This is a genomic window from Novosphingobium sp. GW821-FHT09E05, from assembly GCF_059416165.1.
This window is the reverse complement of sequence record NZ_JBWKOQ010000001.1, coordinates 363,787-389,704: the sequence shown is the minus strand read 5'-3', so window position 1 is coordinate 389,704 and position 25,918 is coordinate 363,787. Positions and strand designations below refer to the sequence as shown.

Here is a 25,918-nt window from a genome sequence, read left to right as displayed (position 1 = left end):
GCCGGACATCAGGCGCGCGTCACTTCCGCCTTGAACATGTAGCCGACACCGCGAACGGTGACGATCGGCGACTCGCCGCCTTCGGCCTGCAGCTTGCGGCGCAGGCGGCTGACGAGCACGTCGATGCTGCGGTCCGAACTGTCGCCGATGCGCGAGCGCGACAGCTCCATCAGGCGTTCGCGGCCAAGCACGCGCTGCGGATAGCCGAGGAAGGTGGAGAGCAGGTCGAACTCCGCGCCGGTGAGGTCAACAATGGCCCCGTTCGGAGAGCGGAGCTCGCGCCGCGCCATCGAAACCTGCCACCCGTCGAAGTGGATCATGTCCTGCCCGCGTGTATCGGCCGGCTCGCTGGCGGAGTCGAGGCCGCCGCCGCGGCGCAGCACGGCGCTGACGCGGGCGGCCAGTTCGCGCGTGCTGAACGGCTTGGCGAGATAGTCGTCGGCGCCAAGCTCGAGGCCAAGGACACGGTCCTCCTCGCTGCCACGCGCGCTGACGAAGATGATCGGCACGTCGCTTTCGCGGCGCAGACGGCGGAACAGGTCGAAGCCGCTGGTGCCGGGCAGCATGATGTCGAGGACCACGAGATTGACCGTCGCCTCGCGCAGGGTGACCCACATCTCGGCGCCGGTGGCGGCGGTCAGGACGTTGAACCCGCTCTGCCGCAGCGCCCGCGCGGTCAGGGTACGGAGCGCGCCGTCATCCTCGACGAGCAGGATTGTGGGGGGTGTCGTCATGGTGTCCTGGGGGAGCCTGTAGCGTGGGGCGACCGTCATCGTGCTGTGCTTGTCCCTGCTGCCAATAAGGGAACCGGTGCGGCGTGGGAAGCCGCACCGGTCGGAAAATGTCTCGCCGCCCCTGGGGAAGCAGGAACGGCGCGGCGAGGTTTCACCGCGAGATGAAGGCCTTAACGGGGCGCTATGGCGACGAGGGCCACGTCGGCGCGGGCGGCAGCCTCACGCTCGCCCTTTTCAGCCTGCGCGATGTTGTGGCGGCAGACCCGGCCCTTGGAGGGCTCGGGGTGGCAGGCGACCGGCGCGCTGGAACGGGCGACCTTGCCGCGTGCGGGTGTCGGGTGGCCCTTGCCGGCGGTCACGCTCTCGCCGGCATAGGCGGCGGTGACGGGCACGGCGGACGGCGAGGCAAGCGAAACGATGGCAAGAAGAGCGGCGGAAATCATGGGTATTCTCCAATCGGGCAATTCGATGACGCCAAATTGGGAGGGGCACATGTCGCCTTTCGGGCGTGGGCGTGACGAAATGTTGCCCGTTCGCATCTGCGCGGACGTTCATACAATTACGTACAATCGTGAATGAATTCTGCCAGGCCCGCTTCGATGCGGTTCAGATGGACAGGCGTAGAACAATCTCAACACGGGAACAACGGCCAGTTGATCCGCCGCCCGCAAGGAGTTGAAAATGAACCTGTTCAAGAAGACCGCCCTCGCCGCCGGCCTTGCTGCCACGGCCCTCGCGAGCACCACGCCCGCCATGGCGCGCGACTATCACCGCGGCAGCGACAACACCGCCGCCGTCGCCATCGGCGCCGGCATCCTCGGCCTCGCGGTCGGCGCCATCGCCGCCTCGTCGAGCAACCGCGGCGATCGCTATTACGAGAGCGACCGGTATTATGGTTCGGGCTACGGTTCGAACTCGGCCTACCGCGACGGCTACTACTGGGACGGAAACGGCGGCCGCCACAACCGCGACGAGTACCGGCGCTACAACCGTGGTCACGACGATCATCGCGGCAACGACTACCGCCGCGGCGACGGCGGGGACCGGGGCGACTATCGCCGCGGTTACTGATCCCTCGACCGAACGACCGGGCTGATCCTCCTCACCCGGCCCGACGAGACGCCCGGCCCCCTCCTGGCCGGGCGTCTTTGCGTTTCGGCCCGGCAACGCCGTCCATCCGTCGCAAGGGTCGCCCGGTTCGGAGCAAGTTCACTCGCGGTTCAGTCCACCGACCCCAGCTTGTTGAAACGCGCCCACCGCAACCGCCGTTACGAGGTTGGCCCGGAAAGGGAGTCGAAAGACATGACTACTGCATTGAAGACACTCGGAAAGAAACTGGCGCTCGGCATCACGCTTTCGGCCTCCTTACTGATGGCGGCAGCGCCGGCGCAGGCCCGCGACCGGTACTACGACCGGGGCGGTAACGACGCCGCGATCGCCATCGGCGCGGGCGTGATCGGACTCGCCATCGGGGCCGCGATCGCCGATCGCGGCGACAGCCGCTACTACGATCGCGGGTACTATTCCTCGCGCCGCTACGTCACCGTCCGCGATCGGCCGGGATATTACTATTATTACCAGGGGAACCCCAACCGCTACTATCAGGACCGGTATTACGATCGCTACTACGCGCCCTATTACCGCGACCGTTACAGCCGCAACGACCGGTACGGTCGCAATGACCGCTATGGCCGCAACGATCGCTATGGCCGTAACGATCGCTGGGACCGTGGCCGGGACCGCTACGACCGCCGCCGTGACGACCGCCGCGAGCGGGACTGGCGCCGCCGTTAAGCGCTGACACGCAGGAATGCACTCGCGGCGCGGCGACTGGCCGGCCCCGTCCACCGTTGCCCGCGAGCCGCACCTTCCGGCAGAGCGCGATGCAGCCCGTCAACGACCCTCGCCAAGCGCGGCGGGGGTCGCTATGGGCCAGCCCACCATGGAAATCGCCGACCTGCGCATCGCCCTGTTTTCGGGCAACTACAATTACGTCCGAGACGGCGCCAACCAGGCGCTGAACCGTCTTGTTGGTTACCTCCTGCGCCAAGGCGCTCAGGTCCGCGTCTATGCCCCCACGGTGGCGACGCCGGCCTTCGAGCCGACCGGAGATCTTGTCGGCGTGCATTCCGTGCCAATTCCCGGCCGGCCCGAGTACCGCGTACCCCTCTCCATCTGGGGCAAGGCAGGCCGCGATCTTGCCCGGTTCAAACCCAACGTGGTCCACGTCTCGTCGCCCGATCCGGTCGGGCACCAGGCGGTGGCGTGGGCGCGCAGGCGCAATCTACCGGTGCTCGCCTCGGTCCACACGCGGTTCGAAACGTACCTGCGCTACTACAACATGGCTTGGGGCGAGCCGTTGATGGAAGCGATGCTGCGCCGCTTCTATCGCCGCTGCAGCGCCCTCGTCGCCCCATCCGAGAGCATGGCGCAGCTGCTGCGACAGCAGCGCATGAACTACGATGTCTCGATCTGGTCTCGCGGGGTCGATCACGAAGTCTTCAACCCCGGCCGCCGCGACCTCGAATGGCGGCGCAGCCACGGCATCGGCGACAGTGACGTGGCGATCGGCTTCCTCGGCCGCCTGGTCATGGAAAAGGGTCTCGACGTCTTCTCCGACACTCTGGACGAACTGCGCCGCCGCGGCATCGGCAACAAGGTGCTCGTGATCGGCGAGGGCCCTGCACGCGAATGGTTCGAGGAACGCCTGCCCGGCGGGGCCTTCGTCGGCTTCCAGCAGGGCACGGACCTCGGCCGCGCGGTCGCCTCGATGGACGTATTGTTCAACCCTTCGGTCACCGAGACCTTCGGCAATGTCACGCTCGAGGCCATGGCCTGCGGCCTTCCCGTGGTCGCCGCCGCCGCGACGGGCAGCCAGAGCCTCGTCGACGACCGCATCTCCGGCCGGCTCATCCCGCCGGGCGCGGTCCACCAGTTTGCAGAGGCGCTCAAGAGCTACATCGAGGACCCGGCCCTGCGCTGCACCCATGGCCAGGCCGGCGTGGCGCGCGCGGGCGAATTCAGCTGGGATCGCATCAATCAGGCGGTCGCCGACACATACGTCCGCCTGATACGCCAGAACGCACGCCGCTGAGATCGCTCAGCGCAGCACACCTTCGCTGCGCTTCCGCGTCGCGTACCACAGCAGCGCCAGCGCTACGGCCCATATCGCGAGGGTAAGGGCGTGGCTGCCGGGCGAGGCCATGCTTGCGGGCATCTGGGTGGTAAGCTGCCAGATCTGGTTCACCGCCAGTCCCAGCAGCGACAAGGCGAAGGCGATCACCGCCATTCGCGACCGCGCGAGCAGGCACAGCGCGCCGATAAGGCCGCCCCAGACCCCCAGAGCCCAGGTGAACATCGACCACGTCGGCGCCGCGTCGAGCCAGTCGACGACCTCGTGCGGCAACGGCGCCAGCCACGCGGCGTTGCGCGTGACGGTCATTGCAAAGTCGAGGCAGCCAAAGGCATTCCACACCAGCGCCAGCACTGCGACCACCCAGTACGGCCAGCCCGGCTTCACTGTACCGTCGTGCCGTGCAACCCTCGTCATGACCCTGCTCCCTTTTTTCAGGCGCAGGTTTACGCCCGTCGCCCCATCGGCGCAATCTGCGCGCGCGAGGATGACGTTTGCGCCTTTACTGCCTAGATAGGTTCCATGGCCGACCTCTTCGCCGATGACCTTCCCCCCGCCCACGCCCCCGACGCCGTGCGCGAGGATGCCCCGCTGGCCGACCGGCTGCGCCCGCGCACGCTGGCCGACGTCGTCGGGCAGGAGCACCTGACCGGGCCCGAAGGCGCGATCGGGCGCATGGTCGCGGCCGGGCGCCTGTCCTCGATGATCCTGTGGGGCCCGCCCGGCACCGGCAAGACCAGCATCGCCCGCCTGCTTGCCGACGCGGTGGGCATGCGCTTCCACGCGGTGTCCGCCGTGTTCTCTGGGGTCGCGGACCTCAAGAAGGCGTTCGCCGAGGCCGACGTCGCCGCCAAGGCCGGCCAGCGCACCCTGCTGTTCGTGGACGAGATCCACCGCTTCAACCGCGCCCAGCAGGACGGCTTCCTGCCCTTCGTCGAGCGCGGCACCGTCACGCTGGTCGGCGCGACGACCGAGAACCCCAGCTTCGCCCTCAACGCCGCGCTGCTCAGCCGGGCGCAGGTGCTGATCCTGCACCGGCTCGACGCCGCCGCGCTCTCCGCCCTGCTCGCCAAGGCGGAGGACCTCGAAGGCCCGCTGCCGCTGACCGCAGAGGCTCGCGAGGCGCTGGTCGCCTCGGCCGACGGCGACGGGCGCTTCCTGCTCAACCAGGCCGAGACGCTCTACGCCGCGCGCATCCCCAGGGCCCTCGACCCGGCGGGCCTCGGCCAGTTCCTCCAGCGCCGCGTGGCGGTCTACGACAAGGACCGCGACGGGCACTACAACCTCATCAGCGCGCTGCATAAGTCCCTGCGCGGATCGGACCCGCAGGCCGCGCTCTACTACATGGCGCGAATGCTGACCGCCGGGGAGGAGCCGCTCTACGTGCTGCGCCGGCTGGTGCGCTTCGCCAGCGAGGACGTCGGCCTCGCCGATCCGCAGGCACTGGTGCAGTGCCTCGCCGCTAAGGACGCCTACGAGTTCCTCGGCTCTCCCGAGGGCGAACTGGCGATCGTGCAGGCCTGCCTCTACCTCGCCACCGCGCCCAAATCGAACGCGGCCTACGCGGCATTCAAATCCTCGTTCAAGGCCGCGCGCGAGACCGGCTCGCTCAGTCCCCCGGCGAACATCCTCAACGCGCCGACCAAGCTGATGAAGGACATCGGCTACGGCAAGGACTACGCCTACGACCACGATGCGCCCGACGGCTTCTCCGGCGACAACTACTGGCCCGACGAACTCGGCCCGCAGGTCTACTACGACCCCGTCGAACGCGGCTTCGAGCGCGAGATCAAGAAGCGGCTCGAATGGTGGGACAAGAAGCGCGCCGAGCGGCGCGAGATCTGATGACGGCCCAAATCGACGGGAACACGCAGCTCTGACCCACTTCCGCAACTTCATGGCGATCGACTGGTCGGGCGCGCTGGGCGAACGGCATAAGGGCATCGCCGTGGCCCAGTGCGCTGAGGGCGATGCGGCGCCTCGCCTGCTCGCGCCGCCCGGTCACGCGAGGTGGTCGCGGGCCGAGGTGCTGGACCTGCTGCTGCACCGCCTGCCGCCCGATACGCTGGTCGGCATGGACCTCGGCATCTCGCTGCCCTTCGCCGATGCAGGCGCCTTCTTTCCCGGCTGGGCGGACAGCCCGCCGAACGCCCGTGCACTCTGGGCGCTGATCGATGGCCTTTGCGCGGAGGATGCGCACCTCTCGTCCGCCAGCTTCGTCGACCACCCGCAGCTCAGCGCCTATTTCCGCCGCCACGGAGGCCGCGAGGGCACGCAGTTCCACCTGCCCGGCGCGCTCCACAAGCGCGGGCGTATGCGCGTGACCGAGGCGGAGCAGGCGCGAGCCGGGTGCAAGCCCTACTCCAACTTCAACCTCGTCGGCGCGGCGCAGGTCGGCAAGTCGAGCCTGACGGGGATGCGGCTGCTGCACCGGCTGGACAGGCGGCTACCGGTCTGGCCGGTCGATCCGCTGCCGGAGGGCGGCTCGGTGCTGGTGGAGATCTACACCACCCTTGCCGCCGTCGCCGCCGGGCGCACCGCCAGCCGCGCCAAGGTGACCGATCATGCCGCGCTCGACGCCGCTCTCGTGGCGCTGGGCTCCCAGCCCGGCGGAGGCACCGGCCCGATCGACGACCACAGCGCAGATGCCCTCGTCACCGCCGCCTGGCTGCGCACCGTCGCCCACCGCGCCGACCTCTGGCACCCCGCCGAACTCACGCCCGACCTCGCCGCTACGGAGGGCTGGACGTTCGGCGCGCCCTGACGCACAACCTGCGCCATAAAACTGGGAGCGCCGTTCTTCATGAAATCCGTTCTGCTGGCAGGCATCGCCTGCCTTTCGCTCACCGCGTGTGCCACGACGACGACCGCCGACCATGGCGCAGCCCCGACCGTCGAAGCAGCAACGGGCGCCGAGCAACCTTTCCCCAAGGAAACTTGGAAGCAGTTCGTCGATGCCAGCATCAAGGACTGGTTCGCCACGGACCCGTCCTTCGCGATCTACGAAGGCGCGCACGAATACGACGGCAAGCTGCCCGATTGGAGCGAGGCTGGCCTCAAGGCCCGCGCCGCCTTCCTGCACGCGGTGATCGACAAGGCCGCCACCTTCAGCAACCTCTCCGATGCCGAGCACTTCGAGCGCGACTATCTCGTGCAGGTCGCCAAGGGTAACCTGTTCTGGCTGGAAGACGCTGACCTGCCGCATACCAACCCGGCGTTCTACATCAACGGCGGGCTCGACCCGAACGTCTACGTCAGCCGCGACTATGCCGACAAGCCGACGCGGATGAAGGCGATGATTTCCTTCTTCAAGGCCGTGCCCGCGCAGGCCGCCAACATCCGCGCCAACCTGCCCAAGGCGATGCCCGCCAGCTTCATCAAGCTAGGCAAGGACGGCTTCGGCGGTCTTGCCGGCTACTACCGCGGCGATGCCCGCGCCGCCTTCGCCGACGTGGCCGACCCCGCGCTGCAGGCAGACTTCAAGGCATCGTCCGAAGCCGCCGCCACCGCCATGCAGGCCGTCGCCGACCAGGTCGCCCGGTCCACGCCGACACAGGGCTTCGCAATGGGCCCTGACAAATTCTCGCGCATGCTCGCCGCCACCGAGGCGGTCGACGCCCCGCTCGACCAACTTGAGGCGGCCGGCCGCGCCGACCTCCTGCGCAATCAGCAGGGGCTAAGGGCCGCGTGTGCGAAGTTCGCGCCCGGCAAGACCATCCAGCAGTGCTTCGACAAGATGCGCGCCGACAAGCCCGCCGGGGGCCCGGTCGCCGAAGCCCGGCGCGAGATTCCCCAGCTGGCGGACTTCGTGCGGAAGAACGGCGTCGTCACGATCCCCGGCACCAAGCTCGCGCAGGTCGAGGAAAGCCCGCCCTACAATCGCGCCAACTCCGCCTACATCGACCCGCCAGGGCCGCTGGAGAACGGCGGATCGTCGATCTACTACATTTCCCCGCCGGACCCGACGTGGTCGAAGCAGATGCAGATGGACTATATCCCCGGCAAGGCCGACCTTATGTTCACCACGGTCCACGAGGTCATGCCCGGCCACTACCTGCAGTTCCTCCACTCGAACGCCGCGCCCTCGATGGTGGGCAAGCTGTTCGTCGGCTACGCCTTCGCCGAGGGCTGGGCGCACTATGCCGAGGAGATGATGCTGGAAGCCGGCCTCGGCGGCGGCGACCCTGGCATCCAGGTCGGCCAGATCTCCAACGCATTACTGCGCAACTGCCGCTACCTGTCCGCCATCGGCCTGCACGCGCGCGGGATGACGCAGGCGCAGTCGAAAAAGATGTTCATGGAGCAGTGCTACCAGGACGAAGGCACCGCTGAGCAGCAGGCCGCGCGCGGCACTTACGACCCGGCCTACCTCAACTACACGCTCGGCAAGCTGATGATCCGCAAGCTGCGCACCGACTGGACCGCCACGCGCGGCGGCCGCACCGCCTGGAAGGCGTTCCACGACGACTTCCTCAGCCGCGGCGGCCCGCCGATCCCGCTGGTCCGCCAGGAGATGATGAAGGAAGACGCACCCCACGCGGTGTTCTGACCGCAAAGGTTAGGGCTTTACCGGCGCCCCCCGCTCGCGGTAAGGGCGCCGGACTTGCCATAAGGCACGCCGGCTTAGCTCAGTTGGTAGAGCACCTGATTTGTAATCAGGGGGCCACGGGTTCGAATCCTGTAGCCGGCACCAGTTTTTCGCCGTTCTTTGGGATTTCGCCGTATCGACGCGGGGCGTCGGCGGTGACGGGCACAGCGATGCACCGATGATCGGTACGCGGGCAGCGAACTATCGCGGATGGGATCGGAGTAAGTCGATGGTCGTGGAAAATTCGGATGCCACCGCGGAGCGCAACGTCGCTATCTACGTCGCTGTAATCGACGGTGCGACTTTCGGTGAGCTTGCCGAGCGGTACGGCATCAGCAAGGTGCGTGTACAGAAGGCCTATGCCCGCGAGCGCACGAACGCCTGGGAAGCGCGCAGACGCGGAGATACCAGTTACCTCGATCGCCCCATACCGTCAGACGTCTGAACGCCTCCCGAACGTTCTGCTTGCAAGCCATCGGCGGCTGAATGCCTCTCCGTTTCAGCCGCGGCGACGACCCATGAACCATGCCAGCGCGCCGGTGGCCGTTACAGGCCCGATCCAGTCGATCCACTGGTCGAGTTTAGGCCAGACCCGGTAATCGAGAGGCCCCCACCAGGGCATGTTCGCCCGCAGCGCCCCGCCATAGGCCTCGATCCAGCGGTACTCGGCCTGCGCCACTTCGCGACCGACGAAATAGCCGGAGGCCAGAGCCGCACCGGCCCACCAGTTGCCGCTCAGGCGTCCGACCAGGCCCTGGATGGCCAGCGCTACGAGAATGTGTTCGACATAGATCATGGACCGCCAACGCACGGCGCCACGCGGGGATGCGAAGGTACCGGGTTGGCCTACGAAAGCCGTGTCGATGTGAGGCCCTACCTTTCTGCCACCCACTCGCGGCGCAGCGCAGGACCCGCCAGCGTCATCAGGGTGGCCGCCAGCAGGTAGAGCACCAGGGCGAAGAGCATCGAGTATCGCAGCGATTCCGTGCCCCACACCGGCACCAGCGCCTTCGACAGCGCGCCCAGCGCGTAGATGCCGCCGCCCAGCCCGATCAGGTTGTTGATGAGCAGGAACAGCGCCGAAGCCGTCGCGCGCGCGGGAGGCTCGACGAGGTGCTGGACCGCGCTTGTCACCGGGCCAAGCCAGAAGTAGGCGAGCGCCTGGGGCACCAGAAACAGCAGGAAGGCCAGCGGCACGCTCGAGGTCCAGATGCCGCCGGCGAACAGCGGGACGGCGCAGACGAAGGCGATGGCCGGCACGCGGCCGTACCACGCGCGGTCACCTTTCCCCAGCCGGTCGGCCAGCGCGCCGCCCATGAGCACGCCCACGCATCCACCCAGCAGCAGCACCGCGCCGATGAACCATGAAGTGTGGACGAGGTCGAGACCGAAGCTGCGCTGGAGCAGGCTGGGCAACCAGAACATGAGACCGTAGCCCAGCATCGAGCTGGACGCGGCGCCGAAGCTCAGCAGCCAGAACGCCCGTTTGCCCGCGAGCGTCCGCGTGACCTCGCCGAAGCGGATCGCGGGTGCATCGGTGGCGGCGCGAACCGGGCGCGGCTGGTCGCGCACCACCAGCTTGAACAGCGGGGCGATCAGGATGCCGGCGAGCCCGACCACCAGGAACGCCGTGCGCCAGTCCACCGCCTGCGCCACGTAACCGCCCGCCAGCACGCCAGCCGCCGAGCCGAGCGGGATGCCCAGCGAATAGACCGAGAGCGCGAGGGCCCGGCGGTGGCTGGGGAAGTGATCGCCGATCACCGCGTAACTGGGGGCCACGCCGCCCGCCTCGCCGATGCCGACGCCCACGCGCGCGGCGAAGATGTGCCAGAACCCCTGCGCCAGCGCGCAGGCCGAGGTGAACAGGCTCCACAGCACCAGCGACCCGGTGATGACCCAGGACCGGCTGGTGCGGTCGGCGAGCCAGGCCAGCGGCACGCCCAGCGTCGAATAGAGGATCGCGAAGGCGAGGCCGCCCAGCATGCCGAGCTGCGCGTCGTCGAGCCCGAGGTCGGCCTGGATCGGCGCGGCGAGGATTGAGAGTATCTGCCGGTCCACGAAGTTGAAGATGTAGACGAGCAGCAACATCCCCAGCACGAGGTTGGGCGAGGCTCCGGTCCGGGCGCCCGGAGGCGGGATCACTGCATTGTCCACGGGCTGCATTTTCATTCCCGACCTCATTTCGTCATCCCCGCGAAGACGGGGACCCAGCTGATACCATCTCGACCGGACAGGTCATCAGATAGGTTCCCGCCTTCGCGGCAATGATGGGGAGGGGTACCCTCCCTCACGCCCCTCTCCCCACATGTTCCGCCAGAAACACCCCTACCGCAACCAGCGCCGCCGGCTCGTCGAGCATCGGCGCATGGCCGACGCGCGGCACTTCGACGCTCGCATAGGCGCCCGAGTGCCGGCGCGCCATCTCGGCGACGGTGGTGGCGCTCAGCAGGTCGGAGAGCGCGCCGCGCACCACCAGCACCGGGACGGCGCCCAGCAGGTCCCACAGCGGCCAGAGATCGGGCGGCACGGCGTCGGGATCGTCGCCCGCCACGCCTTGCGCAATCGCCGGATCGTAGGCGAAGGAGACGGTGCCATCGGCATTTTCCCGCGCGATGCGGCGGGCGAAGGCCTCCCACTGCGCGCGCCCATAATCGGGAAAGGCCGGGGCGTTGATGGCCCGGATGCGCGCGGCGGCCTCGGTCCAGTCGGCAATCGCGCCTGCCGGGCCGACGTAGCCCTGGATGCGCGCGAGGCCGGAGGGTTCGAGCACCGGGCCGATGTCGTTGAAGATCGCCGCCTGCGCCAGGCCCGGTCGCAACGCGTTCATGACGAGCGCCATGAGCCCGCCCATCGAGGTGCCGACGAGCGCCGCCCGCGTTATCCCAAGGTCGTCCACCAGCGCCAGCATGTCCTTCGCATAGACGTCGGGGCGGTACTGCGCGGGGTCCGCGTCCCACTGCGACAGGCCGCGCCCGCGCTGGTCGGGCACGATCATCCGGTAGCGCCCGGCAAGCCGCGCGGCGAGCGGCTCGAAGTCGGCGCTGTTGCGGGTGAGGCCGTGCATCATAAGCAGCACCGGCGCCTCACCGCTCGCGGCCGGATAGTCCCGCGCGGCAAGATCCAGCCGTCCGTCGGCGCTGCGATAGCGGTGGACGCGGTAGTCCATGAGATATCCTTTCCTGCGCTGCTGTACCGCGAGCCCGGTTCACCACCCCTTCTTCGTCATTCCCGCAAAGGCGGGGACCCATCTGATGACAATGCAACTTGAACCGGAATCAGCTGGGTTCCCGCTTTCGCGAGAATGACGAAAGTCTTGGATGGCAACAGTAGCTCTCAAAACTCCAGCGTCGCGGTCGCGAAGACCTGACGCGGGTTGCCGTAGAAGGTGGTCAGCGTGCCCTCGGTGCCGAGCGTCGGCACGAACTGCCCGTTGGGCCTCGTCAGCAGCTCTCCGGTGACCGGGTTGGCGGCGAGGAATGTGTAGCCCGAGGTCTTGTAGCGCTTGTCGAACAGGTTCTTGCCGTGGACGCCGAGGCTCCAGCGCCCGCCCGGCGCGGTGTAGACAAGGCTGGCATCAACGAGGCCATAACCCTTCTGGTCGAGGTAGGGGTTGGGGATCTCGAACTGGTAGGTCTTGCCCCGGTACGAGTAGGTCGTGCTGAAGTTCACGTCGCCATCGCCCACCGGGGCGCTGTAGGCGAGCGTGGCGCTGCCGGTCCACTTGGGCGTGTTCTGGACTTTGCGGTTGTCCGCCACGTCGGTCGGCACGCCGCCGATGTTGGCGATGTATTCCTTGTACTGTGCGTCGATGTAGCCGAGCGATCCGGACAGGCTGAGACGGTCACCCGCCATCGCCATGTCCTGCGCCAGCCGGCCGCTGGCTTCCAGTTCGAAGCCGTTGAACTTCGCCTTGCCGGCATTGGTGATGACGCCGCAGAAGGTCGGCAGTCCGCCCACGGTGCAGCCCGCCGAGCCCGGGATCTGCACGTCCTTGTAGTCCATGTGGAACGCCGCCGCCGCGATGTAGAGGGCGCCGCCGAACAGGTTCCCCTTGTAACCGATCTCGTAGCTGTCGACCGTCTCCGGCTCGAAGCTCAGGTAGTCCGAAATCTCGGCGTCGGTCGGGCGGCCGGGCGTCGCGGCGGGCGCGTTGACGCCGACGCCGCGCGGGTCGAAGCCGCCGCCCTTGAAGCCCTGGCTGTAGCTTGCGTAGAGGTTGTGGTCGGGGCTCGGCTTGAAGCTGATCGAGGCGCGGGGCGTGAACTTCTCGAACTTGGCCTTGCCCGAGAAATCGGTGCTGGCGGCGCCGAGCGGCACGCCCGCCCCGCCGAACACCGGAGACCCGCCGCCGAGGTAGTTCTGCCGCAGGATCTGCGCCTTGCGCTCGTCCCAGGTATAGCGCCCGCCGAGGGAAAGGCTCAGCTGCTGGCTGAAGTCGAAGGTGAAGTCGCCGAACACCGCGAAAGTCTCGGTGTCGACGTTGGCCTGCGTGAAGGCGGTGAGGCCGTTCAGCGCGGTGAACAGGCGGGTGTCGAACTGGGTGTCGGCCTTGGCGCCGAGGTAGTACCCGCCGATCATGCCCTGCACCATGCCGCCATCGTCGTAGAGCAGCTGGAATTCCTGGCTGACTTGCTCGTTGCGGTAATAGGCCGGCACGTCGAGATCGACCGCAGGCAGCGCGTCGAAGTCGATCGGCGAGGCGCTGTCGTCCTTGCGCCAGGCGCTGATCGAGCGGAACGTGATGCGGTCGGTCAGTTCGGCCGAGGCATTGATGGCAAGACCGTAAGCCTCGACCTCCTGTTTCGGGTCGATGAGGCCGCCGCGCGTGTCGTAGGGATCGTCCAGCACCGGCGCCCCCGAGGCGTAGCCGGGGATCAGCCGGTGACCGCCGCGCGCGTTGGACTTGTCCTTGGTATAGTCGCCCGAGATGCGGATCAGCACCGGCTCGCCGTAGCCGCCGATGTCGATGCTGGCACGGGCACCCCAGATGTCCTTGTTATAGTTGTCCTCGCCGGTGGTGAGGTTGGTGCCGAAGCCCCCGCGCGACAGCCGCGCCGCCGAACCACCGATGCGCACAAGGTCGTTCACCGGCGCCGAGGCGGTGACGACGAGGTCGGCCTGGTCGTAAGTGCCGTAAGTCCCCTTCACCTTGACGGACAGGTCCTGCGGCAATTGCCGGGTCACGTACTTGACCGCGCCGCCGATGGTGTTGCGCCCGTAGAGCGTGCCCTGCGGCCCGCGCAGCACTTCGATGCGCTCGACGTCGTAGATGTCGAGCACGGCGCCCTGGGGACGGTTGAGGTAGACGTCGTCGAGGTAGATGCCGACGCCCTGCTCGAAGCCCGACACCGGGTCCTGCTGGCCGACGCCGCGGATGAAGGCCGATAGTGTCGAGTTGGTGCCGCGCGAGGGCTCGAGTGTCACGTTCGGTGCGCTCTGGGCTATCTCCGTGATGTCGATCGCGCCCGACTTGGCAAGTTGCTCGCCGCTGAAGCTGGTGACCGCGATCGGCACGTCGACGAGGCGTTCCTCGCGCCGGCGGGCGGTGACGATGATGTCGCCGCCGGTCTGCTCGGCCGAGCTCTCGGCGCCGGTCGGGGCCTCCTGCGCCGCGGCAGGGGTCACCGAAAGCCCGCCGCAGATGGCCAGCACGCTCGAGGAAATCGCGAGGAATCGCGCCTTGCGCATCGTAGTCTCTCCCATGGTCGTTTCTTGTTGGCGACCTTCATATTGATAGTTGAACCATCTTTCAACTTTGAATGTTTGCCAAGGCCGAACGAGCGGTCTAGCTGTGTCGCGGTGACCACAGAACCGGCCCTCCCCGACAAGGCGCCCCGCACCGAGCGGGGGCGGCGGACCTTGCGCAAGCTGCTCGACGCGGCGGCGCTGGAGTTCGGCGAGCGCGGCTTCCACGAAGCCTCGATCACCGCCATCACCAAGCGCGCGGGCACCGCGCTGGGCAGTTTCTACACGTACTTCAATTCCAAGGACGAGATTTTCCGCGCGCTGGTCGACGACCTCAGCGGCAAGGTCCGGGAGGCTGCGCTGAGCGCTCGCCGGCAGGACCTGCCCGCGCTGGAGACCGAGCGCGCCTCGCTCACCGGCTTCCTGCGCTTCGCCAGCGAGCACAAGGAAATCTACCGCATCATCGACGAGGCCGAGTTCGTCGATCCCGGCAGCTTCCGCCTGCACTACCGCAACACCGCCCGCCGCATCCACGAGCGCCTCGCCGAAGGCATCCGCAAGGGCGAACTGCGCGAGGACCTGGGCGAAGCGCATGCCTGGGCCATTATGGGCATGAACGTGTTCCTGGGCCTTCGCTACGCCGTCTGGTCGGAGGATGCCTCCGCGGAGGAAGTGGCGGAACTGGCCAATTCGATTCTGCGCGAAGGCATTGCCAAGCGTGATAGTTAGCTGACGCAACAATCCCGCCGTCCTGCCCGAGCGGCACCAAAGGTCAACGCGTTTGGCTGGCGCTTAACTCTCATTTACGCGATGCTAACGCCGACCTCCTAGCAGGAGTCGTCAAAGGAACCGGATAACCGACGTGGACGCGCGCATCCTTCTCGCCTCGGGCTTCGTCGCCCTGGCCGCCATCGCCGGGGTGCTGGTCGTCGCCGCCTCGCCCGGCAAGCCCGAGCCTGCGTCTCTGGCAGAGGCGAAGCTGGCGCAGCCCAAGATCGCCGCTGTCGCCAAGCCCGCTCCGGCGCCGGTTCCCAAGAAGGACGAACCCTTCGTCATCAAGCGGATATTGCCAATCGAAGGGCCGATAAAGTACGGGCAGTGGCACTGGGACGACAAGAACGTGCCCGCTGGCCCGATCGTCGTCACCGTCGACCTGGAGGCGCGCGTGCTATCTGTGTTCCGCGCCGGCTACGAGATCGGCGCCACCGCCGTGCTACTGGGGACCGAGGACAAGCCGACCCCGCTCGGCGTGTTCCCGATCACGCAGAAGGACAAGGACCACGTCTCTAACATCTACACCGGCGCGCCGATGCCCTTCATGCAGCGGCTGACCGACGACGGCATCACCCTGCACGGATCGAACGTCGAACTCGGCTATGCCAGCCACGGCTGCGTGGGCATGCCCAACGACTTCGCCGCCAAGCTGTTCGCCACCACTCATCTGGGCGACAAGGTCTACATCACGCGCGGCAAGCAGGTCGGCATGGGCGACAGCCTCGTCGGGGGTTAGCCCCTACTTCTCGCGCTTTACGGCGCGTACCGGGGCTTTCGCAAAACTCCAGCCGCCCGAATTGGGGCGGGCCACGAGGTTGCCGATAGAGGCGGGCCGCCCCGCCGCGAGGCTTTCCACCAGCCGTGAGATCGCGCCGCCCCGCGCCTCTTCGTCGAGCTCGCGCACGATCCGGGCAACCACCCGCAGCGCCACCGCGCGCGGAGCCTGCGGGCGGTATTTCAGCCCCATCGGTTCCTTCTTCACGCAGGAGCGCCACTCCAGCGCCGCCATCCAGTCCAGCGCGGCGTCCGCTTCGGCGAGGTTCGCGGCGCTCTGGGCGATGGCAGGCACATCGAGCCAGTCGGCATCGGCCAGCGCCTTGCGGACGCGGACGCGGTCGAAGCGGTCGTTGGTGTTGCTGGGGTCCTCGGCCGCAACAAACCCGGCGGCGCGCACCACCGCGCCCAGTTCCACACGGCGCCAGTCCAGCACCGGACGCAGCAGCGGCAGGTCAGAGCCGGGCACGATCCCGCGCGCGCGCACGCCCGCGAGGCCCGCGAGGCCGCTGGCGCGGTTGAGCCGCATGATGAGGGTTTCAGCCTGGTCGTCGGCCTGGTGCCCGGTCGCCAGCGCCGCGAGCCCCTGGCCGGCCGCCCACTCCGCGAGCGCGGCGTAACGCGCGGCCCGCGCCTCGGCCTGAACATTGCCCGCCGCAACTTCGACCCGCAGCGTGGCATGGGGGACGCCCAGCCCGGCGCAGACCCTCGCGACCTCCGACGCCTCCGTCCCGCTTTCGAGACGCAGGCCGTGATCGACGGTCGCCGCCTCCACCCGCCCCGGCAACGCGGCGTGGGCAAGCAGCAGCAGGGCAAGGCTGTCCGGACCGCCCGACACGGCTACGCCCAGCCGCGCGCCGGCCTCGTCGACGCCTTCGGGCCAGATCGCCGCCAGGCCGGCGTGCAGCCGGCCGGCGTCGGCAGTGCTCACGTTAGCTACAGGCAAGTCCGCTGCGGGTGCTGTTGTAGAGCCCGCTCAGACGGCCCGCCGCTTCGCTGGCATAAGTCTCGCTGAACTCGGCAAGCGCGATGCAGGCACGCTTGGTGTCCTTGAGCTGCTTCATCGAGACGCCGAGGTAGAGCAGGCTGTCGGGCGCGCGGTCACCGCGCTTGTCGGTCTGGAAGTTCTGGAGGAACCACTTGGCCGCCTCGCTTGGGTTGTTGTCGTCGAGATAGGCGCGGCCGAGCAGGTTGCGGCCCCAGCTCCCGCGCGCGTGCTTGGGGTACTTCTCGAGGTAAAGCTTCAGCTGCTGCTGCGCCTCGGGATAAAACTTGGCTTCCCACAGGCGGTAGCCGTAGCTGTACTCGTCGTCGCCAGCATCCGCGCTCTGCGGCTTGACGATCGCCTTGACCGCCTCGACCCGCGACGACGGCGCAGCGACGGGCTTGGGCGCCGGAGCGGCCGGGAGCGTGGAAGGCCGGGGCGCCGGCGTGATGGCCGAGCCGGTCACCGGACGCGTCGAAATGCCGCCGCTCATCGCGTCGAGATTGCTCTGCGAGGCGGGCGGCGGGGCGACGGGCGGCGCGCCGATGGCGGACGGTGCCGGAACGCCCGCCGTCAGCTTCGCTTCGAGCTGGCTGATGCGGTTGGTGTTCTGCTCCACCTGCGCGGTCAGCCGCGCCATCTGCGCCTCGACCGAGTCCATGCGGGTAAGCAGGTCGCTCACCGGCGTGCTGGTGGGGCCGCCCGGCGTTGACGCCGGAGCAGGACGCGAGGTGATCTCCGGCTCGAAATACTTGCCGTCGGCGCCGGGGAAGACCTTGCGCTGAAGCGCCCGGACTTCGCCCTCGACCTTGCTCAGCCGCGCATTGGTGTTGGCATCCTGCGCAAGGGCTGGAGCCGCCCCGCCGACCAGAATGGAAGCTGCCGCAGCCGTCGCCAGCCAGCGCGTCGTGCGCATTGCCGCAAAGGTAGGTTTCATCGCCAAATCAACTCCATGCCCGGATATCACTGGCCATGCTGTGGCAGCGGCAGGCGAAACCGGGGATTAACCAATGGGCCGGTGCCCGGTGTTGCCCGAAATGGCCTGCGCGTGTCGAGGCAGCGTCAGTCGGAAGTCGTGGAAAGTCCGGGCGGCAGCAACGATTCCGGCGTCGGCGCCTCCGTCGGCCCACGCGGCGCTCTCGTGGCGGGGGCAGGCCGCGCGGACGGGCGGCGCGGCGGCGCGCTCGTCGCAGAAGCCGGCGCGGGGGTGATCGCAGATGGAGATGCGGGGGGCGGCGCGAGATTGCCGACAGGGCCCGGATTGGCGCGTGCCAGCAAGTCCGACGCCGCCAGGGAAACGCCCGAGATCAGGCGCGGCTGCGTGTCAAGCGGGGGCAAGGCCTTGCCGCCGACCGAAACCTGAAGCGCGTCGGGACGCCCGGTGCGCAGCTGCAGTCCGGCGACGCCGGTGGGAGCGGTCCAGCTTTCGCCTCTTGCCAGTTCCTTCTGGAGCACCTGGGCGCCGGCGCCGTCGGTGACCTTGACCCAGACCTGGTCGCCCGTCGCCGTCAGCACGACCGGACCGGGAACGGGCGCGGGCGGCGGCGGTGCAGGCGCCGCGACCATCGGCGTGGCGGTGCCGCCGGGTGCATCCGTCTTTTCGGCGATGAGGTCGGGAAGCTGCCCCTCGGGCGAGAGGAAGCTGCTCCAGAACACCAGCAGCACGGCCACAACGACGACCACGCCCGCCGCAGCGAGCCAGGCAAGGCGCCGGGTCGGCACGCGCGCGGGATCGCCGGGCTCGAAACTCGGCGCGATCTCGGGACGTTCGGTCACTTCGCTGTCGAGCTGTTCGCGTACCTTGGCCGCGATGACGTTTTCGTTCAGGCCGACCGCGCGGGCATAGGCGCGCGCGAAGCCTACCGCATACGTTCGCGCCGCGAGGTCGCCCAGGCGGTCCTCCTCGATCGCGAGCAGATGGCGTTCGGCGACCTTGGTCTTCGACGCGATGTCGGCACGGCTGAGCCCGGCGGCCTCACGAGCCGCACACAGCTGGCTTCCGACGCTTTGCGGCGCGGGCGCGCGACCCTGGGATTCGACGTTTTCCATTCCGCTCCAAAAGCGATGTGTGTGTTGCGACCTGACCTTGGCCTAACCAAACCGTCTGACGCTGCAAAGTCAATCAGTCCGCAGTCAATCGCCTGAAAATTCTGCGTTCAACCCGGTCCGCAAGCGATTGCCGGCGCATCGGCCCGGATTTCGGACTCAATCGACGTGAATGTCCCGCGCCGCCGCCCAGGCGACCATCGCCGCGCGCATGTCTGCCGGCGGCGCGTCCATCCAGGCATCCATGGCGCGGGTGATCTCGCCGAGATCGACCTTGCCCACCAGTTCCTTGATCGGCCCCACCGCCGCCGGGGTGATCGACATGCGCCGGATACCCAGCCCCAGCAGCGCCAGCGCCTCAAGCCGGCGCCCGCCCATCTCGCCGCAGACGCTGATGTCCACGCCGGTGCCGTCGAGCGTGCGCACGACCCGGCGCAGAAAGCGCAGGATCGCCGGGCTCAGCCAGTCGTAACGCTCGGCCAGCTTGGGGTTCGAGCGGTCTGCCGCGAACAGGAACTGCGTGAGATCGTTGGTGCCGATCGACAGGAACGCGATCTTCGGTGCCAGCAGGTCGAGCTGTTCGGCAAGCGCGGGCACTTCGAGCATGACGCCATAGCGGATCGCCTCGGGCAGCACCTTCTTGCGCTTGCGCAGGTAGTCGAGCTGGCTGTCGAACACCGCCTTGGCGGCGTCGAACTCCCACGGCTCGGCGACCATCGGGAACATGACGTTGAGCTTGCGCCCGGCGGCGGCCTCCAGCAGCGAGCGCGCCTGGACCTTGAGCAGCCCGTCGCGTTCGAGCGCGACGCGCAAGGCGCGCCAGCCCATCGCCGGGTTCTCCTCGCCCTCGCCGTCATCGTGGCGCAGGTACGGGAGTGTCTTGTCGCCGCCGATGTCGACCGTGCGGAACACCACCGGACGATCCCCCGCCGCGTCGAGCACGTCGCGGTAGAGGCGGGTCTGCTTCTCGCGCTGGGGCAGCGTGGCCGAGACGAGGAACTGGAACTCGGTCCGAAACAGGCCGATGCCGTCCGCGCCGGTCAGGTTGAGGTTGACGACGTCGTCGCGCAGCCCCGCGTTGATCATCACGTTGATGCGGGTGCCGTCGAGCGTGGTCGGCTGCACGTCGCGCATGCCCGCATAGATGGCCTGGCGTTCGCGGCTCTTGGCGAAGCGCGCGTCGAACGCCTCGAGCGAGCCGGTCGAGGGGCGCACCGTGCAGGTGGCCTGGTCGGCGTCGAGCAGCAGCTGGTCGCCCTCGCGCACGGCGCCGCGCAGGCCCCGCACGCGGCCGAGCACCGGCACGCCCATGGCGCGCGCGACGATGACGACATGGCTGGTGAGCGAGCCTTCCTCGAGCACCACGCCCTTCAGCCGCCGCCGGTCGTATTCGAGGAGTTCGGCAGGACCGAGGTTGCGCGCGATCAGGATCGCGTCGTTCCTCAGGCCCATCGACGCCGCGGTGCCCAGCTGGCCCGAGACGATCCGCAGCAGGCGGTTCGCGAGGTCCTCGAGGTCGTGCATGCGGTCGGCGAGCAGGGGATCATCGATCTGGCGCATGCGCATGCGAGTGCGCTGCTGCACGCGCTCGATCGCCGCCTCGGCAGTGAGACCGCTGTCGATCGCCTCGTTGATGCGGCGCGTCCAGCCCTCGTCGTAGGCGAACATGCGGTAGGTCTCGAGCACTTCCTCGTGCTCGCCGCCGACGCCGAACTCGGCCTGGCTCGACATGCGGTCGATCTGTTCGCGCATCCGGTCGAAGGCCATGATGACGCGCTGGCGTTCGGCCTCGGTATCCTCGGCGACGACGTGCTCGATGGTGACGCGGGGCTGGTGGTACACCGCCACGCCCAGGGCGAGGCCCTTGACCAACGTCAGGCCGTTGAGCTGGACCGGCCCGGTCTGCCCGGCGCCGGCGGCCCCTGCGCCCTCCTCGTCGACAAGGTCGGCATTAGTGATGAGTTCCGAGAGGACCATCGCCACCGTCTGCAGCGCCTCGATCTCGATTTCCTCGTATCGGCGCGGCTCGACATGCTGGACGCAGAGCACGCCCACGGCGCGTTCGCGGCGCACGATGGGGACGCCGGCGAAGGAGTGATACTTGTCCTCGCCCGTTTCGGGGCGATACGAGAAGTCGGGATGCGCCGCCGCTTCGGCGAGGTTGAGCGTACCGGTCTGGTCGGCGATGGTGCCGACGAGCCCTTCGCCCACGGCCATGCGGGTGACGTGAACGGCTTCCTGGGCGAGTCCGCGCGTGGCGAAAAGTTCGAGCATGCCTTCGCGCAGGAGGTAGATCGAACAGACCTCGCTATCGAGGCTTTCGCCGATCACTTCGACCACGTTGTTCAGCTTGGACTGCGCATTGCTGCGCGAGGCCATCACCTCGTGCAGGCGGGTAAGGATGGTTCGGGCTGCTTCGACGGCTCCGCTGGTCATGCCCTATGCCTAACGCAAAGCGATCGCTTTGGGAACGCAACGGATGCCGCCGAATCAGCTTATGTGGGTGATATCGGAATCTCCGGTTCGACCGGTGGATTTCTTCGGTGGGCGAATGCCCGACGGCGAATTATCCGAGGCCCAGATCGGCGGTCAGAACCGTCCGATCTCCTCCTTGAGCCTGAGCTTTCGCTTCTTGAGGGACTGGACCACCGCAGCATCAGGAACCGGTCGACTCATTTCCTCGTGGATCTGCCGATCGATGCCGGCATGCTTGAGCTGAAGGGCGCTGACGTGCGAACTATCCATGGACGGTTCCTCCTCTTGGACCGGACCCCGGCGGAAGAGCTAAATGGCGAGTGACCCGAATTGGCGACTCGGCTTCGATGATCCGGCGCAAAACCAAAGGAACCACATTCGGCCGACCTTGCGAAGACTCGTATTGCTTCATATCGGTGAATCGCGTGAATCCTGCGTCCGGCAGGATTCGGCCGCGCTCTGCCCACCGCAGCGCACGGACGGTCGCACCGGCGCGTATTTTTGAGCAAGGAATTCCGGTTTGACCGAAGAGGAAATGCGCAAGCGCCTCGAAATCCTGAAGATCGAGCACCGCGACCTCGACGCGGCGATCGACGCGCTGCTGGCCGCCGGGTCGGGCGACCAGTTGCAGATCGCACGCCTCAAGAAGCGCAAGCTGCGCCTGAAGGACCAGATCATGCAGATCGGCGACTACCTCATTCCCGATATCATCGCCTGACCTGTTCTCTCGATTACGGCTCTCGCTCTGCGCCCAAATGCTTGAAAAGCCGGAATTTGCGCCATTTCACCGCAATCCCGGCGAGCATTCTTCCATCGCCAGGCGTACCGATCGGGGACAGAAGAATTTTTGCGCGGGAATTTGGCCGGGAGGCAGTTGCGGGCGAGTCGCGCTTCGGAAATATGAGCGCTTCATGTCCGCATCCTGCACCATCAATCCGCGCATCGTCGAAGCGCTTTATTGCGAGGCACTGGTCCTGTCGGACGAAGTGCGCGGCGCCTTCACCCTGTCCGGCCGCCGCGACCGCCTGAGCCGGGAAGACGACCTCGCCCGCATCGCGCTGTCGAGCGAGGGCCTGCGCACGACCACGCGGATGATGCATGCCATCGCCTGGCTGCTCAATCACCGCGCCTACTTCACCGGCGAAATCAACGAGCTGCAGCTCAACCGCCATGGCCGCCTCTCGCCCGACATGCGCGAGTCGGACCCTGTGCAGATCGCCCTGCTCGATCCTGCGACGGCGCAGTTAGTCGAGGCCACCCGCCGCTTCTACGAGCGCCTGCTGCGGCTCGACGAAGCCTGGTGCCGGGCCGCACCGGTCGCCCAGAGCGCCATCGAACGCCTGCGCGAACGGATCGAAGGACGGCTGGCCAGCTAGACGCAACCTCGACACGCCGCGCTCCACACCCCATATCGCCCGCATGGACGCACCCACCCAGATCGACCGCCCCTACACCGTGGCCGAACGTGTCGGCCCACTGGTCAGGCGCGTGCTGGCGCGCAACCCTTCGCCTTTCACATACACCGGGACCCAGACCTACCTGGTGGGCGACGGCGCCGAAGTGGCGGTGATAGACCCAGGCCCAGACGAGCCCGAGCACATCGCCGCGCTGGTCGAGGCGATCGGCGATGCCCGCGTCGTCGCGATTTCCTGCACCCATACCCACCGTGACCATTCGCCCGCAGCCGGGCCGCTGAAAGCGCTCACCGGCGCGCCGATCGTCGGCTGCGCGGCGCTGGTGCTCGACGACGACGGCCCGCGCGCCGACGCCTCGTTCGACCCCGGCTATACGCCCGACCGCGTGCTGGCCGATGGCGAGGCGCTCCATGGGGAGGGCTGGACGCTGCGCGCGGTGGCGACGCCGGGGCATACCTCGAACCACCTGTGCTTCGCGCTGGAAGAGACCGGGGCACTGTTCACCGGCGATCACGTCATGGGCTGGTCGACCAGCGTCGTCTCGCCGCCGGACGGCGACATGACCGCCTACATGGCCAGCCTCGCCCGTCTCTACGATCGCGAGCAGGACAGCGTCTACTATCCTGCCCACGGACCCGAGGTCACCAAGCCGCGCCAGCTCGTGCGCGGGATGATCGGCCACCGCCGCCAGCGCGAGCGGCAGATCCTGCGCCAGATCGAATCGGGCGTACGCACGATCACCGGGATGGTGCCGCTGATGTACAAGGGCGTCGACGAACGATTGTGGCCGGCAGCGGGCCGTTCCGTACTGTCCCACCTGATCGACCTCGAAAAGCGTGGCATTACAGTGCGCTATGAAGACGAGTGGGAACTCGTCGCCGCGAATTAGGCGTTCGTCGACTACTGTTGGCATAAATACACCGAACGAATTACTGTCCGCCACCATCACAGGGCGGAGGATAATTCATGGCGACCATGGCCGGTGCACAGGCGGTGCGGCTCTCGTTCTGGGCAAAGATGACGATCGGCATCAGTGCCTTCATCATCTTCGGCTTCGCGCAGTTCGCGCTGCGGGGCTTCGTGCCTTACACGCAGGTGCCGCTGATCTTCCACCTGCACGGCATGACGATGCTCGCCTGGCTGGGGCTGCTGTGTACGCAATCGGTGCTGGCCGGGCGCGGGATCGGCCTCGAAATCCACCGCCGGCTCGGCTGGGCGAGCGTCGCCATGGTGCCGCTCATCATGGTGCTCGCCAGCCTGACCTGCCTGACAGCGCTCAAGGCGGGGTTCTTTCCGCCCTTCTTCACGGCGGCCTATTTCCTTGCGCTCGTCCATGTCGGCGTAGTGGTCTTCGCGGTGCTGGTAGCGTCGGCCATCGCCCGGCGCAGGGAGGCGGACTGGCACAAGCGGCTGATTATCGGCTCGACGATCCTCATCATGGAACCTGCGCTCGGCCGGGTCCTGCCGATGCCGCTCATCATGCCGTGGGGCGAATGGCTGGGCATGGCGGTCCAACTTGGCGTCGCCCTGCTGGTCGTGGGCCATGACCGCCGGGCGCTGGGCCATGTCCATCCGGCGACGGTCGCGTCGATGATGGCGATCGTGGTCGCCCACGGGCTTGTCGAACTTCTGGCCGTCACCCCGTGGTGGATCGCCTTCGCGGCACAGTTCACCGCCTGACATTTTCCCCTTGGGTCCGCGCGCGCGCGTCCCTAGATAGGCCCCGCCGAGGCGCAAGGACCGCGGCCCGCGACCAGAGGGAATGCCATGACCGTAATGCCCGCCGATCTTTCCGGCATCGACGTGCGCGCCGAGATCGAGCGGCTGCGCAAGGAACGCAACGCGGTCATCCTCGCCCATTACTACCAGAAGCCCGAACTGCAGGACCTCGCCGACTTCGTGGGCGACAGCCTCGAACTCAGCCGCAAGGCCGCCGAGACCGACGCCGACGTCATCGCCTTCTGCGGCGTCAAGTTCATGGCCGACACCGCCAAGATCCTCTCGCCGAACAAGATCGTCGTGCTGCCCGACCTCGACGCCGGGTGCAGCCTGGAAGATTCGTGCCCGCCCGAGAAGTTCAAGGCCTTCCGCGAGGCGCACCCCGACCACATCGCGCTGACCTACATCAACTGCTCGACCGAGGTGAAGGCGCTGTCCGACGTGATCGTCACCAGCTCCAGCGCCGAGACGATCCTCCAGCAGATCCCGCGCGACCAGAAGATCATCTTCGGCCCCGACCGGCACCTGGGCGGCTACCTCAGCCGCAAGTTCGACCGCGAGATGCTGCTGTGGCCGGGCGTGTGCATCGTCCACGAGGCGTTCAGCGAGACCGAGCTGCTCAAGCTCAAGGCCCAGCACCCCGGCGCGCCGATCGCCGCGCACCCGGAATGCCCGCCGACGATCGTCGACCACGCGGACTACGTCGGCTCGACGAGCGGCATCCTGCAGTACGCCAAGACGATGCCCGGCGACACGCTGATCGTCGCCACCGAGCCGCACATCATCCACCAGATGGAACTCGCGATCCCGGACAAGACCTTCATCGGCGCGCCCGGCGCGGACGGCAACTGCAACTGCAACATCTGCCCCTACATGGCGCTCAACACGCTGGAAAAGCTCTACCTCGCCCTGCGCGACCTCGAGCCGCGCGTGGAGATCGAGGAAGGCCTGCGCCTCGCGGCGAAGAAGAGCCTCGACCGGATGCTGGAGATGGCCAGCGGCACGATCGGCAAGGGTGATTTGGGAGCGCGCTAGGCCGTCGAAGGCGCGGCCGGTTCCGCCGGCTGCGCCATCACCCTGCGCACCATCTCGGGCTCCGCCTCGATGACCCGGAGGTAGGCGCGGACGGCCGGCGGGGGCATATGGCGGGCAAGTTCATATTGCCGCAGGTTGGCGACGGGAATGCCGAAGGCGCCGGCGAACTCGGCCTGGCTCATACCGAGGCAATGCCGCAGGATGCGGAAACGACGGCCCATATGGGCGCGTTCTAGCCCGGCGACGCTGACGTCGCGGTCTTCCGGATCATTCGGGTCCGCCGGAATGGCGATCGTAGTCTCTTTGTTCACCTGCGTTGCTCCTCCGGACGGAGATCAATCGAACACGTTCGCCGCGCCAGACGTGGACGATAGTGTAGAGCTTTCCCTCGACACGCCCCACCGCTTTCCAACGCTCTTCTTCATCGCCGAGGCGGACTGTCGGTGTAAACACATGAAACGGATCGTCAAAAACCCGCGTCCCGAACGCCAGTGGCAGCCCGTGCTTCAACCGGTTGGCTGCGTCCTTGGCGGGATCGAACTCGAACTCCATCGC

General features: G+C 67.7%; 28 protein-coding genes and 1 tRNA gene. 15 read left to right on the top strand and 14 right to left on the bottom strand.

Features of this window, described 5'->3' with window-relative positions:
- Positions 1-8 precede the first annotated feature (8 nt).
- Complete coding sequence (locus AC07M9_RS01865; RefSeq protein ID WP_494880855.1) at positions 9-734, bottom strand: response regulator transcription factor; 726 nt, start codon at positions 732-734, stop codon at positions 9-11.
- 170 nt (positions 735-904) lie between these two features.
- Complete coding sequence (locus AC07M9_RS01860; protein WP_494880853.1) at positions 905-1,177, bottom strand: hypothetical protein; 273 nt, start codon at positions 1,175-1,177, stop codon at positions 905-907.
- Positions 1,178-1,415: 238 nt separating this feature from the next.
- Between AC07M9_RS01860 and AC07M9_RS01855 the strand changes: the two genes are divergently transcribed.
- The 3 genes from AC07M9_RS01855 (at position 1,416) to AC07M9_RS01845 (ending at position 3,828) form a co-directional block, all read left to right on the top strand.
- Entirely contained in the window at positions 1,416-1,805 is a 390-nt protein-coding gene (locus AC07M9_RS01855; protein ID WP_494880852.1) for a hypothetical protein, read from the top strand.
- Positions 1,806-2,036: 231 nt separating this feature from the next.
- Positions 2,037-2,528: a hypothetical protein gene (locus AC07M9_RS01850; RefSeq protein WP_494880851.1), complete on the top strand. Its 492-nt coding sequence runs from the start codon at positions 2,037-2,039 to the stop codon at positions 2,526-2,528.
- A 148-nt stretch (positions 2,529-2,676) separates the two neighbouring features.
- Entirely contained in the window at positions 2,677-3,828 is a 1,152-nt protein-coding gene (locus AC07M9_RS01845) for a glycosyltransferase family 4 protein (RefSeq protein WP_494883864.1), read from the top strand.
- A gap of 6 nt (positions 3,829-3,834) precedes the next feature.
- On the opposite strand, the gene AC07M9_RS01840 is transcribed toward AC07M9_RS01845, so the two are convergent.
- Positions 3,835-4,284, bottom strand: a complete 450-nt coding sequence (locus tag AC07M9_RS01840) for a hypothetical protein (RefSeq protein ID WP_494880850.1) — start codon at positions 4,282-4,284, stop codon at positions 3,835-3,837.
- Positions 4,285-4,389: 105 nt separating this feature from the next.
- Here AC07M9_RS01840 and AC07M9_RS01835 point away from each other — a divergent pair, with 105 nt between their 5' ends.
- The 5 genes from AC07M9_RS01835 to AC07M9_RS01815 all read left to right on the top strand — a co-directional run bounded on the left by AC07M9_RS01835 (position 4,390) and on the right by AC07M9_RS01815 (position 8,900).
- The gene (locus tag AC07M9_RS01835) at positions 4,390-5,712 is read left to right on the top strand and encodes a replication-associated recombination protein A (RefSeq protein ID WP_494880848.1); all 1,323 of its coding nucleotides are present in this window, start codon (positions 4,390-4,392) and stop codon (positions 5,710-5,712) included.
- A gap of 52 nt (positions 5,713-5,764) precedes the next feature.
- Positions 5,765-6,631 carry a hypothetical protein gene (locus AC07M9_RS01830; RefSeq protein WP_494880846.1) on the top strand — a complete coding sequence of 289 codons (867 nt, stop codon included), beginning with the start codon at positions 5,765-5,767 and terminating at the stop codon, positions 6,629-6,631.
- A 39-nt stretch (positions 6,632-6,670) separates the two neighbouring features.
- Positions 6,671-8,416: a DUF885 domain-containing protein gene (locus AC07M9_RS01825; protein ID WP_494880844.1), complete on the top strand. Its 1,746-nt coding sequence runs from the start codon at positions 6,671-6,673 to the stop codon at positions 8,414-8,416.
- Between the two features lie 68 nt (positions 8,417-8,484).
- Positions 8,485-8,560: transfer RNA gene (locus tag AC07M9_RS01820), tRNA-Thr, on the top strand.
- Positions 8,561-8,690: 130 nt separating this feature from the next.
- Complete coding sequence (locus AC07M9_RS01815) at positions 8,691-8,900, top strand: hypothetical protein (protein WP_494880842.1); 210 nt, start codon at positions 8,691-8,693, stop codon at positions 8,898-8,900.
- A gap of 54 nt (positions 8,901-8,954) precedes the next feature.
- On the opposite strand, the gene AC07M9_RS01810 is transcribed toward AC07M9_RS01815, so the two are convergent.
- The 4 genes from AC07M9_RS01810 to AC07M9_RS01795 all read right to left on the bottom strand — a co-directional run bounded on the left by AC07M9_RS01810 (position 8,955) and on the right by AC07M9_RS01795 (position 14,143).
- On the bottom strand, positions 8,955-9,251 hold the full coding sequence (locus AC07M9_RS01810; RefSeq protein WP_494880840.1) for a hypothetical protein: 297 nt from the start codon (positions 9,249-9,251) through the stop codon (positions 8,955-8,957).
- A gap of 77 nt (positions 9,252-9,328) precedes the next feature.
- Positions 9,329-10,624, bottom strand: coding sequence for a spinster family MFS transporter (locus AC07M9_RS01805; RefSeq protein WP_494880838.1), 1,296 nt, complete (start codon positions 10,622-10,624; stop codon positions 9,329-9,331).
- A 118-nt stretch (positions 10,625-10,742) separates the two neighbouring features.
- Positions 10,743-11,621 (bottom strand): alpha/beta fold hydrolase, encoded by an 879-nt coding sequence (locus AC07M9_RS01800; RefSeq protein ID WP_494880836.1) that lies wholly within the window; start codon positions 11,619-11,621, stop codon positions 10,743-10,745.
- Between the two features lie 167 nt (positions 11,622-11,788).
- Positions 11,789-14,143, bottom strand: a complete 2,355-nt coding sequence (locus AC07M9_RS01795) for a TonB-dependent receptor (RefSeq protein WP_494883863.1) — start codon at positions 14,141-14,143, stop codon at positions 11,789-11,791.
- A gap of 111 nt (positions 14,144-14,254) precedes the next feature.
- On the opposite strand from AC07M9_RS01795, the gene AC07M9_RS01790 reads away from it, so the two are divergent.
- Both AC07M9_RS01790 and AC07M9_RS01785 read left to right on the top strand, forming a co-directional pair.
- Positions 14,255-14,869, top strand: a complete 615-nt coding sequence (locus tag AC07M9_RS01790; protein WP_494880834.1) for a TetR/AcrR family transcriptional regulator — start codon at positions 14,255-14,257, stop codon at positions 14,867-14,869.
- A 133-nt stretch (positions 14,870-15,002) separates the two neighbouring features.
- Positions 15,003-15,650 (top strand): L,D-transpeptidase family protein, encoded by a 648-nt coding sequence (locus AC07M9_RS01785; protein ID WP_494880832.1) that lies wholly within the window; start codon positions 15,003-15,005, stop codon positions 15,648-15,650.
- A gap of 3 nt (positions 15,651-15,653) precedes the next feature.
- Here the strand turns inward: AC07M9_RS01785 and tilS are convergent, their stop codons facing one another.
- The 5 genes from tilS to AC07M9_RS01760 all read right to left on the bottom strand — a co-directional run bounded on the left by tilS (position 15,654) and on the right by AC07M9_RS01760 (position 21,464).
- Positions 15,654-16,619, bottom strand: a complete 966-nt coding sequence (gene tilS / locus AC07M9_RS01780) for a tRNA lysidine(34) synthetase TilS (protein WP_494880830.1) — start codon at positions 16,617-16,619, stop codon at positions 15,654-15,656.
- A gap of 1 nt (position 16,620) precedes the next feature.
- Positions 16,621-17,610 carry a tetratricopeptide repeat protein gene (locus AC07M9_RS01775; RefSeq protein ID WP_494880829.1) on the bottom strand — a complete coding sequence of 330 codons (990 nt, stop codon included), beginning with the start codon at positions 17,608-17,610 and terminating at the stop codon, positions 16,621-16,623.
- 125 nt (positions 17,611-17,735) lie between these two features.
- Positions 17,736-18,722 carry a helix-turn-helix domain-containing protein gene (locus tag AC07M9_RS01770; RefSeq protein WP_494880827.1) on the bottom strand — a complete coding sequence of 329 codons (987 nt, stop codon included), beginning with the start codon at positions 18,720-18,722 and terminating at the stop codon, positions 17,736-17,738.
- A gap of 156 nt (positions 18,723-18,878) precedes the next feature.
- Positions 18,879-21,155 carry a phosphoenolpyruvate--protein phosphotransferase gene (gene ptsP / locus AC07M9_RS01765; RefSeq protein ID WP_494880826.1) on the bottom strand — a complete coding sequence of 759 codons (2,277 nt, stop codon included), beginning with the start codon at positions 21,153-21,155 and terminating at the stop codon, positions 18,879-18,881.
- A gap of 153 nt (positions 21,156-21,308) precedes the next feature.
- Positions 21,309-21,464: a YdcH family protein gene (locus tag AC07M9_RS01760; RefSeq protein ID WP_494880824.1), complete on the bottom strand. Its 156-nt coding sequence runs from the start codon at positions 21,462-21,464 to the stop codon at positions 21,309-21,311.
- A 250-nt stretch (positions 21,465-21,714) separates the two neighbouring features.
- On the opposite strand from AC07M9_RS01760, the gene AC07M9_RS01755 reads away from it, so the two are divergent.
- From AC07M9_RS01755 to nadA, 5 genes are all read left to right on the top strand, one after another.
- Positions 21,715-21,912 (top strand): DUF465 domain-containing protein, encoded by a 198-nt coding sequence (locus AC07M9_RS01755; RefSeq protein WP_494880822.1) that lies wholly within the window; start codon positions 21,715-21,717, stop codon positions 21,910-21,912.
- Between the two features lie 193 nt (positions 21,913-22,105).
- Complete coding sequence (locus AC07M9_RS01750; protein ID WP_494880821.1) at positions 22,106-22,570, top strand: DUF1465 family protein; 465 nt, start codon at positions 22,106-22,108, stop codon at positions 22,568-22,570.
- Positions 22,571-22,613: 43 nt separating this feature from the next.
- Positions 22,614-23,498 (top strand): MBL fold metallo-hydrolase, encoded by an 885-nt coding sequence (locus tag AC07M9_RS01745; RefSeq protein WP_494880820.1) that lies wholly within the window; start codon positions 22,614-22,616, stop codon positions 23,496-23,498.
- A 77-nt stretch (positions 23,499-23,575) separates the two neighbouring features.
- Positions 23,576-24,289: a hypothetical protein gene (locus AC07M9_RS01740; RefSeq protein WP_494880818.1), complete on the top strand. Its 714-nt coding sequence runs from the start codon at positions 23,576-23,578 to the stop codon at positions 24,287-24,289.
- Between the two features lie 87 nt (positions 24,290-24,376).
- Positions 24,377-25,363: a quinolinate synthase NadA gene (gene nadA / locus AC07M9_RS01735; protein ID WP_494880817.1), complete on the top strand. Its 987-nt coding sequence runs from the start codon at positions 24,377-24,379 to the stop codon at positions 25,361-25,363.
- Here nadA and AC07M9_RS01730 read toward each other — a convergent pair.
- Both AC07M9_RS01730 and AC07M9_RS01725 read right to left on the bottom strand, forming a co-directional pair.
- Positions 25,360-25,674 (bottom strand): helix-turn-helix domain-containing protein, encoded by a 315-nt coding sequence (locus tag AC07M9_RS01730; protein ID WP_494880815.1) that lies wholly within the window; start codon positions 25,672-25,674, stop codon positions 25,360-25,362. The two genes, nadA and AC07M9_RS01730, sit on opposite strands and share 4 nt — an antisense overlap.
- On the bottom strand, positions 25,631-25,915 hold the full coding sequence (locus AC07M9_RS01725) for a BrnT family toxin (protein ID WP_494880813.1): 285 nt from the start codon (positions 25,913-25,915) through the stop codon (positions 25,631-25,633). Before AC07M9_RS01725 ends, AC07M9_RS01730 begins: the two co-directional genes overlap by 44 nt.
- Positions 25,916-25,918: the final 3 nt, after the last annotated feature.